We start from the raw sequence: 14,026 nt of genomic DNA on the forward strand, positions 1-14,026 counted from the left end.
TTACCTCCATATAAAAAAGAGAAGGCTATAAAGCCTCCCCCAATATTTTAGTTAGTTCATCTTTTTTAGCATTTGACGGGTATTCTATATTTTTACTATCAAGTGTTTGTTTTAATTCTGGAATAGTTAGCCCAGTAGCTTTCAGTTCTTCTGGCTCTGGGCTGTCTGCTTTGAATAAGGTTCCCATTTAGGTGTAGTATCATATAGAACAGTAAATTCAATATTACCAAATTCAGTAGCCCCTCCAGTTTTCGTTTGAGGACTTGATAAAGTTGCAATTCCTTCCCTTTTCTTTTTGGGATTATCTCGATCATCTGTTACTCGAAAACCAATTTTCCGATCATCTCCAAATAAACCAATCATTTCATCAATTAATTCGGATGCTTCATCACCCTCAAAGTATTCACCCGTAAAACTATAGCCTAGTCGATGAGAGGTGATCGTTTGCTCTGGTTCTCCCGACCCATCAAAGAAACCGTCTCCATCGTCAACTTCTTCTTGTGAGGCATCAGAGACACTCTTGATTTTTTTTAAACGAACCCAACCATCTTCAGTAATTTTTCCATCTTTCAATTTTTGAATTTCAAATCCAATTAGCGCAATTTTTTTTCGTTTCATAATATTCCTCCTATTTATCAAAATATAATGTTGCTTTGATTGCTAATCGATAATACAGAAATTTTTTGTCGTCATAACCTGTAAAAAAAGGTTCATCTACAATAGTTATTCCAACAAATTGATAACTATTGTTACTAGATGGAATATCTTCTTGTTCTTCTAGTAACTCACCTAGTTCAATCATTATCCGATCTGCATTTTCACATTTCGTTTTATAGACAAATTCATAATTTAGTTCTTTTTGTTTTGATCCATCCATAAAAGTTTCGACCGTTTTACCTCCAGGTAATGCGGTTAGACGCATCGACTCGTCTTTATCTAAAGAGTGAATACGAATTGGTACTGGTATTTGATTCGATACTTCTAGCAACTGATCAATAAAATCCATTACCAATTCGCTCCCCTCTTGAATGCTTCTAACCAACTAGACATAAATATAGATTTAGCTTCTTTATCCCAATATGGACCAGTTCCTGGTGTAGTATAATTAGAAAATATTACCTGTGTTCCAAACTTATTTGTAAATCCTCCGTGATAATGTGCCAAAGCATATCGAGCATTCCAAGTAATCTTTTCTCCATTACTTTCAACAAAAGACTTATCTCTCAAGTGTTGGCTCCTCATAGGAACAAATCTTTCATTCATATCTAAATGAGCTGTATTTGCCATTTCATGCCGTCCATTTTGTATAGATGAATGACTTAATTTTCTTTTTGCTCGACTTAAATCAATTCTTACAGATGCTCCCACTAAACTACCTCCAATTCATAGCCGAATGGTTCAGGCGAGTCAGCAATCAACGGAACGATTTTTGTTATTGTGTATTGTTTACCAAAGATTTCAACTTGATCTGCAACGGAAAACTCCGGCAATGCTTCAGTGTATTTCTTTACCATAGAGATCAATGCATTGGGGGTTTGTATTTTCCCATCAATATCCTTTGGCTCAAATTTGACTGTGTCATCAAAGCGGACATGATCAATCACAAGATCCTCTTCAAGAATTGGCTCACCTCGTGGACCCATTCCGTTTTTCTTGCGATAGATCATCGCATGAGGGAAAAAACGTTTTGGTGGCACTCTCATCGGCTCACCCCACGATATAACAGACCTGTCCCAGATAACTGCAGCATAGCGTCCCCAGAAAGAAGGGATACTTCGTTACTCCCTTTGCCTTTAGAAACGCTCATCCGTCCAATGGACCAGCTATCAGGCTCTTGCATTCCAAACGTTGTAGTGGCCTCAGCCTCATGCATGTACTCAATTTGATAAGCAACAGCCAACTTGAATGCATCGCGCCGCATCAGAATATCTGACTCGAGATCATTACGCTGATAAAAACGTCTCGTTTGAATGTCCAACAATGCACTGGCTTTTCTCAGAAGCTTTTGGAAATCTTTTTCGGTCAGTTTTGTTTCTTCATCCACCAAGTGTTTATACTCTGTAAGAGACAAGTAGCCGCATGGCTCGCTTTCCTGATCGGAAAAGATTTCATTCAACGCCTTACGTCTTATTCGTTCCATGGTTTCACCTCCATGAAAAAAGAGAGTGGTTATTCACTTTCTTTTAACAGCTCAATTAATTCTGGTTTCTTGGCAGTAGATGGATACTCGATACCAAGACGATCTAACTCAGCTCTAAGCTCATCAACTTTCATGTCATTGATGACAAATGATTTACCTTCTACCCCAAACTTCCCCGGTTCTTCCGGGGTCATGCTTTTGGGTCATCATAAGAGATATAGATTGCTGGACGTGCTTTCTTAAGTACTAAGCAATCGTAATAATCCAATCCTTTGATGGTGTCACGGTAACCGCCACGATCCTGGTCAGCAGGAACCAAATCAATCGTATTGTACTTCTCGATTGGCTTAGCAACAGTAATTGGTGTCATGATAAAGTTAATGTGTTTCTCTTCATCTACTTGCAATCGATTCTTAGCAACCTTTTGGATGATGATGTTCGTGCCGTCGAGCATCTCAACACGTCGATCGATACCGTTGAATTGAACAGTATTGGTAGTAAAAGTCTTAGAAACACCATCTGCATTTTTCAATGCTTTGTATGCATCACTAGACATAAATGCTACGAATTGACCAATTACTTCCGCATCAGTCATGTATGCTTCAGCATCATCGAAACTATCTAAAATGTTAGATTTTGTGATTGATTCTTTGACCGTTTTTCCTTTGTAAACCTTGTCAGAAGTATCAAATCCAGCTTCAAGTAAACGTGCAACAGCGGTTTGATCTTTCTCAGGAATCGTAACCAATCGAGTGTGCTCTTCAATGACCGCACCTACTTGATACGCTGCATTTTCCGATTGATCTAAGCGATCCATGTCGTAGCCCATCCAACGTTCCTTTTCCAATTTTAAAGTTGATTTCTCAACTGAGATATTATTCCGTTCGTTTTCTTTATTCCGCTTATAATCGGCAGCAGTAAATCCTTGCATTTCATTTACACGTACTTCGTGAGTACCCACAAAATCAGCTTCCGTGATATCTTTTGCCCCTTGGGTCAATACTTCCCATACTTGCGACTCAGCTGCAAATTCCTTGTCAATTTTCGCTAAATCTTTACTGTCTAAAATTACTGGCATTCAAAACACTCTCCTAATTATTTTTTGTTCTTGCAATATTCTCGGCTAGATTATCTTTCCAGCTTTTTTCTTTAGGTGGTTCGCCACCGCCTGTATTCCCAGCAGCCACAAATTGCTTTTTCTTTGGCTGTGGTGCAGGATCGCTTGATTGAAACAAATAGCCTTCATCTTTTTTCAGTGCGGCTACTTTATCATCTAATCCCTTGACACCTTCGTCAGTCATTTCCAACTCATCTGCCTTCAACAAAGCTTTCACAGCTGTAATGTTCTTAGCCCCAGCTTGTGTTAAAGCTAATTCAATCGCAGCGTTCTTACGATCTGCTAGTCTTTCAGCGGTTACGGTTTCTAACTGATTTTTATAGTCATCAATTTGTTTTTGCAGATCTTCATTTCCACTGTTCGATGCTTTCAACTGCTCAACAAGCGCATTTGCGGCAGTTAAATCTTCGTTTGCCGTTTTTAGCTTTTGAGACTTATCATTAAAATCAGCTTTAGGCACAGCATTTTTCGGAAATTCTGATTTTATTTCTTTTGTCGCTCCGTCTAGATCAAACTTCCCATCCTCTCCGACGTGTTTTGATAAAATTTCTTTGATCCATTCCATGATTCATTCTCCGTTCCTTTTTATTCTGGTTGGTACCAGTTTAGAGTGTGAGTTATACCGCTCACTCGGTAGATAAACAGTTTAATGTCATATTCAGGACAAAATAAAAGCCTAGCAAGCTAGACTAAACAAACCAAAATCTTCAAACTTCAAAGCAAGACCAATTTCATAAAATGTTAGTAAGATTTCAGATAAGCTCAATTTGCTTTAATCCTCCACCATACTTCCTCCTTCTATGAATACACTTGCTCTCTCGAATAATCCCGACGTAACAATTGATCATGCTCATTGATAAAAGTACGCAGTGCTGCTTGACGTCGTCTGACCAGTTGTTTGAAGTGCAGAACATCTTCTTTGTTGTCCATTGTCGTTGCTGCGTTCAATTGCCGCTTAGCACGACGAATAGCGACTTCCATGCGGCGTTGCTTGGCAACCAAGTCCGCATTGTCAATCGCTTGTTTTGGATTATACTGCTTCATGTGAATATCAAGATCCGGATCATAGATTTGGATGTACAATCGATGTCGACAATTAATACCTTGGGTTCCGTCAGGCTCACCGTATCCATAATCATAGATCGATGAAATATGACGTAATTCTTCCGGTGCATCCTCTTTACGGACAAGTAAGACCCATCCGCCTTGAATATGGGCACAGTGTGGTCGTGCAGCTATATGGCTACTCATTAGCGCTGTAACAATTCCATACTCTAACCCTCGCTTAAGTCGTAGATCCTGATAAACTCGATGAGTTGTGGTTTTCAAAACCATCCGAACGTAGCGCTCAAGGCTCCATTCACGTCCTGATTTGTCGACAAAGGTCGTCATCACCCCTTTTTCCACCATCGCATAGATCGATTCTCTAAGCGCCTGTTGTGGCGTTTTAGTGCCGCCAATGATTTTGGCTACAGTATCGTTTAAAACTTGTTGATACATCTTAGCCAGTGGATTATTCGGATAATTAGTGTCGATCAGCGTTTGATTGACATGATTGTCGAGATCTCGCCATTGCTGATTGAGATACGATTTCATCACATTGTCAATCTCAGTTCGTGATGGTGGTTCTTTTCCTGTTTGCTTAGACAAGTTTTGGTCAAGATCTGAAATGACTTCAAACCCCATATCCACGATGATTTTACGTAGCTGATCATAAGAATACTGACTTGTTTCATTGACCAATTGCTGCAACGATTGCGGATTCAAAAGGTTTAATTGCTGCATCTTTTCAATTTTCCAACGAAAAGCGTTGTCCTCATTCAAAGGTGTTCGAGTTCGCATTTTCAAATGCTTAACAAGCATCCTCATGATCTCATCTTCCATCGCCATATAAGCATCTTGAATGTAAGAAGCCTCAATATCTAACTGGTTAGGTGTAATGGCCATTCAATCACTCCTCGAAGTCTTCGTATCCAGAATCTCGTATTTTACCAGTAGTCTCATCAATTACATCTAATTGCGCTTGTCGGTAAAGATCTTTTGCCTTACTTTCAGGCAACTTCATTATTTTAGCTAAAGTTAACCATCCGGGAATCAGCCCATCGTTTTTCAGTTCACGATAATAATCAGATTCTGACTTTTTATCTAAGAAGATGCCATCATCAAAATTCACACCGATCTCTTCACGATTTGGAGATTCACCACTAAATAGTGGTTTTCCATCAACTTCTGTGGCTCGACCTAGCTCACACAGCGCTAGCACAACATCCCGAATGAATTCCTCTAATTCGGTTGTTTGTTGGTTCCTTGATTGATACGTTTGCGAGTTCTCGCTGATTACCTCAGTTGCCGTCTTATTCGTAGTACGTACCCCGGCACCATCGAAAACGAACGTACCTGTTGACAGCCCCACTTCCATTTCTAGAAGTTGCAAGCGATGATTAATTGCTCCGATGTATTGTTCTGTTCGAATATCATGAGTTAAATCAGTAATTTTAAATTCATCAGGGTTCGTACCAGGAACAATGACATAGAAGTCATCATCTTTATCAAAGGTTAATTTCGTTTCGCCTGTTCCCTTGTCAGGAATTCCACTTAGCATAGATTCAGGAAAGGCCGCTCTTCTCTTTCCCACGTCAATTTCATGATCGAACGCATCAAGAGCTTTGTTTAATCGATCAAGTGTTCGTTTACAGTTATCGTACACACCAACACCAAGTGGTGAGTATGGGTTGATATTGTTAAAACCTGCTGTCTTAAAATAAGAGAAGATTGGACGTTCAATTTCTTCACCATGAACAGCCGCCTCAAACTCTTCGTACTGCTTTAATGTGTTTAAAGATACTTGCATCCCCAACACATTAGATTTTTCACTTTCGTATAGTTCCATAGAGACCCAATACTCACCATCGATCCACTCATGGAATTCTAACAAGGTATAATAGAACGTTTTGTTCCCTTGGGTTTTGATCGTTTTAAATGCCATTGCACACTGACTGATCTTATTTGTACTGCTTTCCAATGGAAAGAAGGCATCCGGGAGCGCCCATGAAAATTCCACTTGTCCTGATTGATCATTGAAATAAGGTCGCACAACTAAGCCACCAAGAGCCATTGCTGGTTCAAGATACTTACTGAGATTACGCTTGAAGTCATTATGTTGAAACACAGACTCTATCCAAGCGCTAGCTTCATCATATTTTTTTGATTTATCGTCTTTTCCGATCGTGATTTCTGCCTGTTCATTGAACATTACCTTCGCATATTCAGAAGCAACCTTGCGGGCCATATTGATATTCGCCTTTGCCCTCTGATCAGAATTACAATGGGTGTACCCTTGATAATAGAGCAAGCTGTTTTGAATACGATCATATTCTTCACGACTCATTTGAATCTTTGGATGATCTAAAATACTTTGTAGCTCTTTTTTCGCTCCTATCGCAATCGCCCCCTTTCCAAAAACTCTTTTTATTGCTTGCCAAAATGACACCTGATCACCTCCTGCTAAAGAACATAGCGTTTCGTAAAGTAATTAATCGCATAACGACATTCGTCTAATGCATGGTTGTTTTTATCCACTGGGTAGCCCGAATCATTCCGAACGTACATTCCTAATTCTTTGATGAAATGATAGTGACCGTACTTGCCATCATGATCGTAAAGAAAAAAGCGTCCTTTTGAAAAGGCGCTTTGCGTTCGTTCAATCCCTACTTCAATTTTAGTGCCATTGCTGGTTACTTTGTCTTTTGAGTTGTTGTCTGCTTTTGTTGTGACGATTCCTAACACACGTAATTCCTCACTCAATGACTTACAGGCTGGATCGACAAAGAATTTTGAATGCTTAGGCAGCCATGACCACTCTTTATAACACCATTCTTTAAACTGCTTAATTTCCTTGGCATACTCACTCATCGCTTTCGTGACACCCGTGTCGGCACCACTATGGTAGAAGTTAGCCATTCGATAGAGATAATATTTTCCGTCTTTCCATGTAACGAGATTTAAGGAACAGGTAGTTGCATCACTTTGTCCGCCGTCTGCACTAAAGAATGCTTCTACAGGCTTGCCGATGATTCCCTTCGACAGATGAGTATCTTCGTTAAACATTGAATAGATCACACCTTCAGGCATCACACGATCACCTAGCCAATCTCGTTTGTAAAGATACTCGGAGACTTTACATTCCGCTTCCCATTCTTTCAAAGCTTGTTTCGTTAAAATAGGATTATCTTGTGGTCGCCAATGACGAAACTTAAAAGACCCAGTTTCTATAAAAGGTTTAAGAGTTTCTAGGTTCGGATGATTTGGTGCTGGCGGATTCTGTTCAGCGAGATGATAACGAAAACTAGAAGCTTTAGTCCGACGAAAAGCCTCCTCTATGACCGCTTTGTTAAGCAGATTGAATTCCAAAAAAGTGACAGTTCCAAATGACATACCAGTGATAGCGCCGACAGCATTTACTTTTCCGCCGCCTTTATAATAGATCCGCTTTTCTCCCTCTGGTAGATTGATCCATAAATGATCCCCATGCTCATCGTGTCGAATCTCAGCACAGCTGGCAAAGATATGTTCTAGTCCGAACCCTTCACAATCCATAAACATTCTGTAGGCTTGTTCTTGGTTATAAGCAAGAACAAGATGATTCGTATCGGGATGTCCTGCGTATATTAACGCCATCTTTTGAGCATCTGACATCGTCTTACCAGAACGAATCGTTCCCTCGTTCATCTCCATCCGAATTCCTTTAAGTGGTTGAAAAATATTCTCTTTTTGTTTAGTCGATAGTTTCAACTGACTCATCTGTTTCACTCTCCTCATCTTCTTCTATTGGACCAATAATCGCTTGGCCAATATCAATAAGGCCTTGAACTTTACTTTGCTCACCTTGTTTAAGAATAAGTTTAGAGACTTTATGTTCGAGAATATCCGCTTCAAAGGCTATTTTCCGTTTTTGCTCTTCCATTAATACAACTTTTCCTCCTAATAGGGATAATTCATTTAGTTGTTTAATCGATTTTGTCAACTGGTTACTAATCCGAGTTAGTGAATCTTCAATTGAAAGAATATCATCAATTTTACGGTATACTTTTCTACTTACTTGGATATCTTGCATTGCTTCACGTTTGATTTCTAGCTTTTTACCATCTTTTTCTATAGGAGTTTTTATTTTTCTTAGCTGTTGCAGCCGCTCAACTTCTTCCTCATTTAACCCTTCTTCGGCTTTTTTGATTCTTTTCATCATTCGTAGCTGTCGAATCTTCAGTAGCCGTATTTCTTCAGATAAAACACAAGAAGGATCATCATCCAAACTTGAATAGATGTCCTTCTCGTCATCGCTTAACGTATCAAAGAATATTGTTTCATATTCGCCAGTTTTCAAGGCGTTCTTATTGCCTGATGGCGGTGATGCGCTGCTATTCCCTTTATTCCCCATGGCATTCTGGTTACCGATAGGTGCGCCACCTTTATTTGCAGTACTACAATGATTATTTGAAGTACTACATTCATCTTTTTGCAGTACTTCATTCCATTTGTCACGTGATTTCCATGCTGAAATAGTTTTTTCTGGGACAGATAACTTTACAGAAATTTCTCGGTTAGTTATTGTTCCATTAGACTCTTCAAACAATTTGAAAGCTTCATCACGTCTTGGATCACGCTTTCTTGCCATTCAATATACACCACCTCACATTCTGATTAGGTTGAGTTTTGTTTTTCTAAGAAATCAAGTTTGCTAATTCTTTTCTTGTTTCATTCAGAATTTTACAACTTATACTACTAATTTGTTTTTCATTCAATATAGTTGGTTTTAATTTTGTCATACCATTATCTAACATTTCAAAATGTTTTAATCCATTATTCCCATGGGCTTCCATACATAAGTATCTATATATGCCATCGTACCAATCGGATTTACCCATACGTTCAAACAGCTTGTATATTCCTTTTGTACTTCCATCATCGTTATACCAAGGTACTAGCTTGTGCCCATAAAGTGAATCAAGTTCTTTTAAATATTGTTTTATTTTAGCTTCATCTTGTTCATATAAATCTGTTTGCTCTTTTAACCATTGATCTTGAGCAATCATTTTTTGTAGCTTTTTATTCTTTTTTTGAGCATCATATTGTTTTTTCACATCTCTATATACATTTAACTGATAAGCTCTGCTTCTTTTATTCGAATTCTTCTCCAATATATATTTCAAATATATATGATTTTCCATCATAGTTCTTATTAGGGATAAGATTCCCGTGTAATGTTTTCTATCTAATAGAATATTGATAGATAGTTTTAAATTCAAAATTTCAAAGCCAATGTCAGATGAAACCAAGAATTTCAGTTCATTTTCTTCTTCAGGTATTTTTGAAAAAACAATTTCTAATGTTTTTTCAAATTCAGTAATAGTCAGTTTATCATTATTCAAACTACTGATCTCCTTTTTTACATTGATTATCTCTCAATCATCAATATCTTTCAACATAAGATCAGCTTCAATCAATATCTTTAAATCGGAAACTTTATCTAACTTGATTTGTCCTGACTGGAGATTTTTAAGCCATTTCCCCAAAGCTATTCGAATGATTTTCTTATATTCATCAATAGACTCTGCTTTCTCCATCGCTTTTTCAATCTCATAGTCTAAATCAAATTTTTCGTTTTCCATTGTCTAAGCACCCCGACATCTGTTATGATGCTAAAAGATACAGAGGGTATCGAAAAACCACGCGTGGGCATTCTCTGTATCTTCGGGGGCTTAGTGTCCTCGTTGAAGTAGTCGAGTGTTTACGCACTCGGCTTCTTTTTTATTCTGAAACTAAAATTGCTTCGTTGCCTGTCGCTCGTTCCCATCTCTCAATAATTACATCACAAAATAGAGGATCTAATTCGAGAGTATAACAAATACGTTCTAACTGATCGCAGGTCATTAATGTACTACCAGAGCCACCAAATAAATCTAAAACGATATCCTGCCTTTTAGAACTATTTTTTACTGGTATAGCAATAAGTGATAATGGCTTTTGCGTCGGGTGATAATATGCATTCACATCATCTTTGGGAACTCTCCAAATGGTTGCTGGTAAATCTTCTAGTAAGTCGTCTTGCCAAACCGTTGTCTGTTTCCTATCTCCGTACCACGTAGGTGCATATCTTTCCTTATGTGCATAGAAAACTGGTTCATGTTGCCAACGATACTGACTCCAACCAAATGTTGCATTATTTTTAACCCAAATACACTGTGACCGAACTATAATTCCTGCGGCATTCATCCTATTTTCAAATTCTCGCTGATAAGAAGATCCATGAAAGACATAAATTGCCGAGTTGTCTTCCATTGCATTAGCATAGTTTTGGAATACAGACATTAAAAATTGATCAAACTCTTCATCACTCATATCGTCATTCATAATTTTATCTCGACCAGATTCGTTTAAATCTTTATTATCAGATTTCACCGCTACATTATATGGTGGATCAGTGACAACTAAATCCGCCTTTTTACCTTGTAGCAATCTTTCGACGTCGCTCGCTTTCGTAGCATCGCCACATAATAAATAATGCTTACCCAACTTCCATAGTTGACCATATTTAGTTCTAGGATCAGAATGATTTTCTATAAATTCATTCACTTCGAATCCATCTTCTATTACAGGCTTTTCGGTATCTTCTTTATACTCAAACGCAGTAAGTAATTCTTCTACTTCTTCCGATTCAAACCCTGTTAAAACAATGGTTTCATTTTCTAATTCTTTCAACAAAACAGAAAGCTTTTCATCATCCCAATGCCCAGTAATCTTATTGAGAGCCACATTAAGAGCTTTTTCCTTATCAAGTGGTAAATCAACGACAGATACGTCTATCTCTTCGTATAGGCCCAAATCTTTAGCCACAGCAACCCGTTGATGACCGCCTACGAGATTTCCTGTTCGTTTGTTAAAAATAGGTGGATCAACAAAGCCGAATTCCAAAATGGACTGTTTTAACTTCTCGTATTCGGCCATACCAGGTTCTAACTTAATTCTTGGATTATAATCAGCAGGCTTTAAGTCCTGTAACTTCATTACTTCAATTTGCATTTGTATCCCTCGAATTCTTGTTAATATTTTCTTCAATATGTGATTCATTAAAGTAGCCATATCCACAGTATCGAAGATTATATTTGTCAATTTCTTTCGGTGTCGCTTCTCTGGTCATTTCTACAATGGAGTATTTCTTTTTGATCTGAACTGACTGGACGACTCTAACTAGATCACCTTCATTCGGCTGTGGATACCTATTAGATAGTGATACGTACCAGTAGTTTCTCATCACGTGGCCTTCTCTCTATCTGAGATCAAATCATTGTAAAGAGCAGTAGCTCGTTCCTTTCCAACACGTAATCTACGTTGAATAGTTCCAATCGTAAATACTTGACCTTGACCAACTTCTTCAAAGCCCTTCTTTAATTGTTTCATTTCCTCAAAATCTTTATCAGTGTATTGTTTCATGAGTTCATTCCTCCTTAAGACAAAATAAAAAAGACCTCTCAACGAGCGATCTTATGTAACTACACAGAGAAGTGTGTTTGATTTTCTTATAAATGGGCAATAATGATTTCACTAGACATTAATGCTCGTTTTTTGTAAACTGTTTTTTACTATAGTCATTTGCCTATACTAGCGGAAACTAGTATAGGCTTTTTTGATATAATTTGATTATTGGCCTCTGACGCATCTTGGATTAGCGTGTAATCTTTCTCCAAATTATTTGCCTCGTTTTCATAATTCCCTCCTAAGATATTGGTAGCAAGACTCTGTAACATCCAAGTTTATCTCATACATTCTAAGTGACAGACTTGTGTAAACAGTCCTCCCTAGACAATACACTTTGATCAAATGTTGTAAAAAAATGTAGCTTGTATTGCTTACGAGTCTTTACCTTGTCCCTTCTAATCATTCATCTGATTTAACTTTTTCATGACTTTTTATCCTTTCGCTGTATAATAGAGTAAAAAAGAGAGGTAAGTAAAATGCCTTACTATGTGATCAAAAAGAAAAAGTTAAAAATATCGAATAATCGATTCGTCATTCACGAATGCACTTGCCATCGTATTAAACAAAAAGATGAAATCACTGCTATCGGGTATCATACAGAACATAATGATGCTCTTCTCTCTATTAGCTTAAAAAGACCCTCAGACGAATTTTTATTTTGTAGCTTTTGTTGCAAAACTCGAATTATAAGTAAATAGGCCCTACAATCTGCCAGATTTGATATCGGCAAATTTTTTCTCAAAACAAAAAGCTATCCTTTATAGGACAGCTTCTCTAATATCTTTTAACTTAACTACAGCTACCTTATTGCTGTCGTCCACTAACTCGACGACTGCTGTTCTTTCTAAAATATTACGAATTTTGATTTTATAAAGTTCTTTTTCTCCGACTACTTTAGCCATGTAGATGCCATCTTTTTTCAATTCACTAGTTTCTAACATAAATCGTTTCACCTCTGAGAACATTTTCCATACAGGATAAACAATTTTTGATAATTAGTAAAGCATGTTCATATTGTAGATACAAACAAATCCAACAACCTTACACAAGCCTGACAACCGCTTCTCTTCCCTACCACAGCCTCAGTTGCTATTGTTATGGGTCAGATACTTATTACACTGACCAGTGTTAAATAAGTCCTCCCAAAGTCACTGGAGTGGGATTGCACTACACACAAGAACCTACTAGGTTCTCACGAGGTTATTCACCATTGACCGTTGCGTCTCCTACTTCCGCCACAGCAACATATGAACTATCCGCAGGAGCTGAACCCCACATCCTTTAGTTTATTTGCTGCTGTCTATCGAAGCTTAATTACAACGATGAGGGAGATTTCCTCCCTTCAAATTGTTTTTGTCGATGTCCTGTTTCCTAATCTTTCGACACTATCATAATAAATCATTTGCTAGGTAGTTGATCGGTACAAAAAAGGTATAAAAAGGAAAGCTTCTGGGTAGTAAATGGGTATAAAAAGTGTAAAAACTGGCTACTTAAAAGCAACCAGTTCTAAGGAAGAAGCAAATTGAATGATGATTTTGTTCGATTCTGCTTTTACAGATTCCTCGCTCGTATTATTTCTTTGAGCAGTTACATAAATCGACATACCGTTGATATAACGATCATAGAATATCTTTTTCCGTCTTTCTGTTACATCAGGTTTATGCGGATGCTGAATTGCTGAATAGCCACGAATAAATAATTTGTGCAAGTACTCAAATTCTTGTTGTGCTTCCTCTTTCTCAATCATCATTCGTTCTGCTTCAAATGTATTATTTGCAGTAGAAGGTGGAACCAAGGAGTAAGATGCTGTTACTTTAGGCTCACGAGGTTGACCTACCCTACATCTAGCTGACAGATATGCTGAAAGGAAAACACCAACATTATGTTTTGTGCGATCCATATCCACATCTTTTGCCTCTGGTGTCTCATACTTCTTTACATCGAAAAGTACCATCCATTGATTCCTCCATTTATGATATAATAATTGTGTCAGAATTATTAATTAAGGTCGGAGGAATCCGGCTTTTTTTATACCCATGCTTATGCTAAGCTTTTCAAGTAGCGAGGTTGCACTCGTTACCCATATACATGTTGAGCTATCTGGCGGAAAACAGATGGCTCACTATTTCAATATTCTGCTAAGGACAGCCAGTGGTCGGCTGTCTTTTTTATATTTAATGAGAAGCCTTACTTATTTTTTTATCTTTATTACGAAAAATGATATTATCTATTGATAA

At 37.8% G+C, this 14,026-nt stretch carries 20 protein-coding genes; all 20 read right to left on the minus strand.

The window, feature by feature from the left end; genetic code table 11:
• Window positions 1–25: 25 nt before the first annotated feature.
• Window positions 26–187: a HeH/LEM domain-containing protein gene (locus IGJ19_RS12085; RefSeq protein WP_080637949.1), complete on the minus strand. Its 162-nt coding sequence runs from the start codon at window positions 185–187 to the stop codon at window positions 26–28.
• Window positions 142–618 (minus strand): phage tail tube protein, encoded by a 477-nt coding sequence (locus IGJ19_RS12090; RefSeq protein WP_010733992.1) that lies wholly within the window; start codon window positions 616–618, stop codon window positions 142–144. Before IGJ19_RS12090 ends, IGJ19_RS12085 begins: the two co-directional genes overlap by 46 nt.
• 10 nt (window positions 619–628) lie before the next feature.
• On the minus strand, window positions 629–1,006 hold the full coding sequence (locus IGJ19_RS12095; protein ID WP_074799462.1) for a minor capsid protein: 378 nt from the start codon (window positions 1,004–1,006) through the stop codon (window positions 629–631).
• Window positions 1,006–1,368 carry a minor capsid protein gene (locus IGJ19_RS12100; protein ID WP_176285299.1) on the minus strand — a complete coding sequence of 121 codons (363 nt, stop codon included), beginning with the start codon at window positions 1,366–1,368 and terminating at the stop codon, window positions 1,006–1,008. The genes IGJ19_RS12095 and IGJ19_RS12100 overlap by 1 nt, the downstream gene beginning before the upstream one ends.
• Window positions 1,368–1,703 carry a putative minor capsid protein gene (locus IGJ19_RS12105; RefSeq protein WP_074799460.1) on the minus strand — a complete coding sequence of 112 codons (336 nt, stop codon included), beginning with the start codon at window positions 1,701–1,703 and terminating at the stop codon, window positions 1,368–1,370. Before IGJ19_RS12105 ends, IGJ19_RS12100 begins: the two co-directional genes overlap by 1 nt.
• Window positions 1,700–2,140, minus strand: a complete 441-nt coding sequence (locus IGJ19_RS12110; RefSeq protein WP_086335088.1) for a hypothetical protein — start codon at window positions 2,138–2,140, stop codon at window positions 1,700–1,702. Before IGJ19_RS12110 ends, IGJ19_RS12105 begins: the two co-directional genes overlap by 4 nt.
• Before the next feature lie 29 nt (window positions 2,141–2,169).
• Window positions 2,170–2,334, minus strand: coding sequence for a HeH/LEM domain-containing protein (locus IGJ19_RS12115; protein ID WP_430604143.1), 165 nt, complete (start codon window positions 2,332–2,334; stop codon window positions 2,170–2,172).
• A complete protein-coding gene (locus IGJ19_RS12120) occupies window positions 2,331–3,218 on the minus strand; it encodes a capsid protein (RefSeq protein WP_086335089.1) in 888 nt (295 codons plus the stop codon). Before IGJ19_RS12120 ends, IGJ19_RS12115 begins: the two co-directional genes overlap by 4 nt.
• 13 nt (window positions 3,219–3,231) lie before the next feature.
• A complete protein-coding gene (locus IGJ19_RS12125) occupies window positions 3,232–3,822 on the minus strand; it encodes a phage scaffolding protein (RefSeq protein WP_086335090.1) in 591 nt (196 codons plus the stop codon).
• Between the two features lie 233 nt (window positions 3,823–4,055).
• On the minus strand, window positions 4,056–5,204 hold the full coding sequence (locus IGJ19_RS12130) for a phage minor capsid protein (protein ID WP_086335091.1): 1,149 nt from the start codon (window positions 5,202–5,204) through the stop codon (window positions 4,056–4,058).
• Between the two features lie 4 nt (window positions 5,205–5,208).
• Complete coding sequence (locus IGJ19_RS12135; protein WP_430604144.1) at window positions 5,209–6,747, minus strand: phage portal protein; 1,539 nt, start codon at window positions 6,745–6,747, stop codon at window positions 5,209–5,211.
• A 14-nt stretch (window positions 6,748–6,761) separates the two neighbouring features.
• Window positions 6,762–8,057 carry a PBSX family phage terminase large subunit gene (locus IGJ19_RS12140; RefSeq protein ID WP_086335093.1) on the minus strand — a complete coding sequence of 432 codons (1,296 nt, stop codon included), beginning with the start codon at window positions 8,055–8,057 and terminating at the stop codon, window positions 6,762–6,764.
• The gene (gene terS / locus IGJ19_RS12145; protein WP_071866034.1) at window positions 8,032–8,928 is read right to left on the minus strand and encodes a phage terminase small subunit; all 897 of its coding nucleotides are present in this window, start codon (window positions 8,926–8,928) and stop codon (window positions 8,032–8,034) included. The genes IGJ19_RS12140 and terS overlap by 26 nt, the downstream gene beginning before the upstream one ends.
• Before the next feature lie 46 nt (window positions 8,929–8,974).
• Entirely contained in the window at window positions 8,975–9,682 is a 708-nt protein-coding gene (locus tag IGJ19_RS12150; RefSeq protein WP_192923783.1) for a DUF5677 domain-containing protein, read from the minus strand.
• A gap of 33 nt (window positions 9,683–9,715) precedes the next feature.
• A complete protein-coding gene (locus tag IGJ19_RS12155) occupies window positions 9,716–9,922 on the minus strand; it encodes a hypothetical protein (RefSeq protein WP_071866032.1) in 207 nt (68 codons plus the stop codon).
• A gap of 139 nt (window positions 9,923–10,061) precedes the next feature.
• Window positions 10,062–11,333, minus strand: a complete 1,272-nt coding sequence (locus tag IGJ19_RS12160; protein WP_071866031.1) for a site-specific DNA-methyltransferase — start codon at window positions 11,331–11,333, stop codon at window positions 10,062–10,064.
• Entirely contained in the window at window positions 11,323–11,565 is a 243-nt protein-coding gene (locus IGJ19_RS12165; protein WP_071866030.1) for a hypothetical protein, read from the minus strand. Before IGJ19_RS12165 ends, IGJ19_RS12160 begins: the two co-directional genes overlap by 11 nt.
• Complete coding sequence (locus IGJ19_RS12170; protein WP_071866029.1) at window positions 11,565–11,744, minus strand: hypothetical protein; 180 nt, start codon at window positions 11,742–11,744, stop codon at window positions 11,565–11,567. The genes IGJ19_RS12165 and IGJ19_RS12170 overlap by 1 nt, the downstream gene beginning before the upstream one ends.
• An 803-nt stretch (window positions 11,745–12,547) precedes the next feature.
• A complete protein-coding gene (locus IGJ19_RS12175; RefSeq protein WP_023520218.1) occupies window positions 12,548–12,730 on the minus strand; it encodes a hypothetical protein in 183 nt (60 codons plus the stop codon).
• Between the two features lie 545 nt (window positions 12,731–13,275).
• Window positions 13,276–13,743, minus strand: coding sequence for an ArpU family phage packaging/lysis transcriptional regulator (locus tag IGJ19_RS12180; protein WP_071866027.1), 468 nt, complete (start codon window positions 13,741–13,743; stop codon window positions 13,276–13,278).
• Between the last annotated feature and the right edge of the window lie 283 nt (window positions 13,744–14,026).

The sequence above is a fragment of the Enterococcus sp. DIV1368b genome (assembly GCF_050529595.1).
Taxonomy (GTDB): domain Bacteria; phylum Bacillota; class Bacilli; order Lactobacillales; family Enterococcaceae; genus Enterococcus_B; species Enterococcus_B mundtii.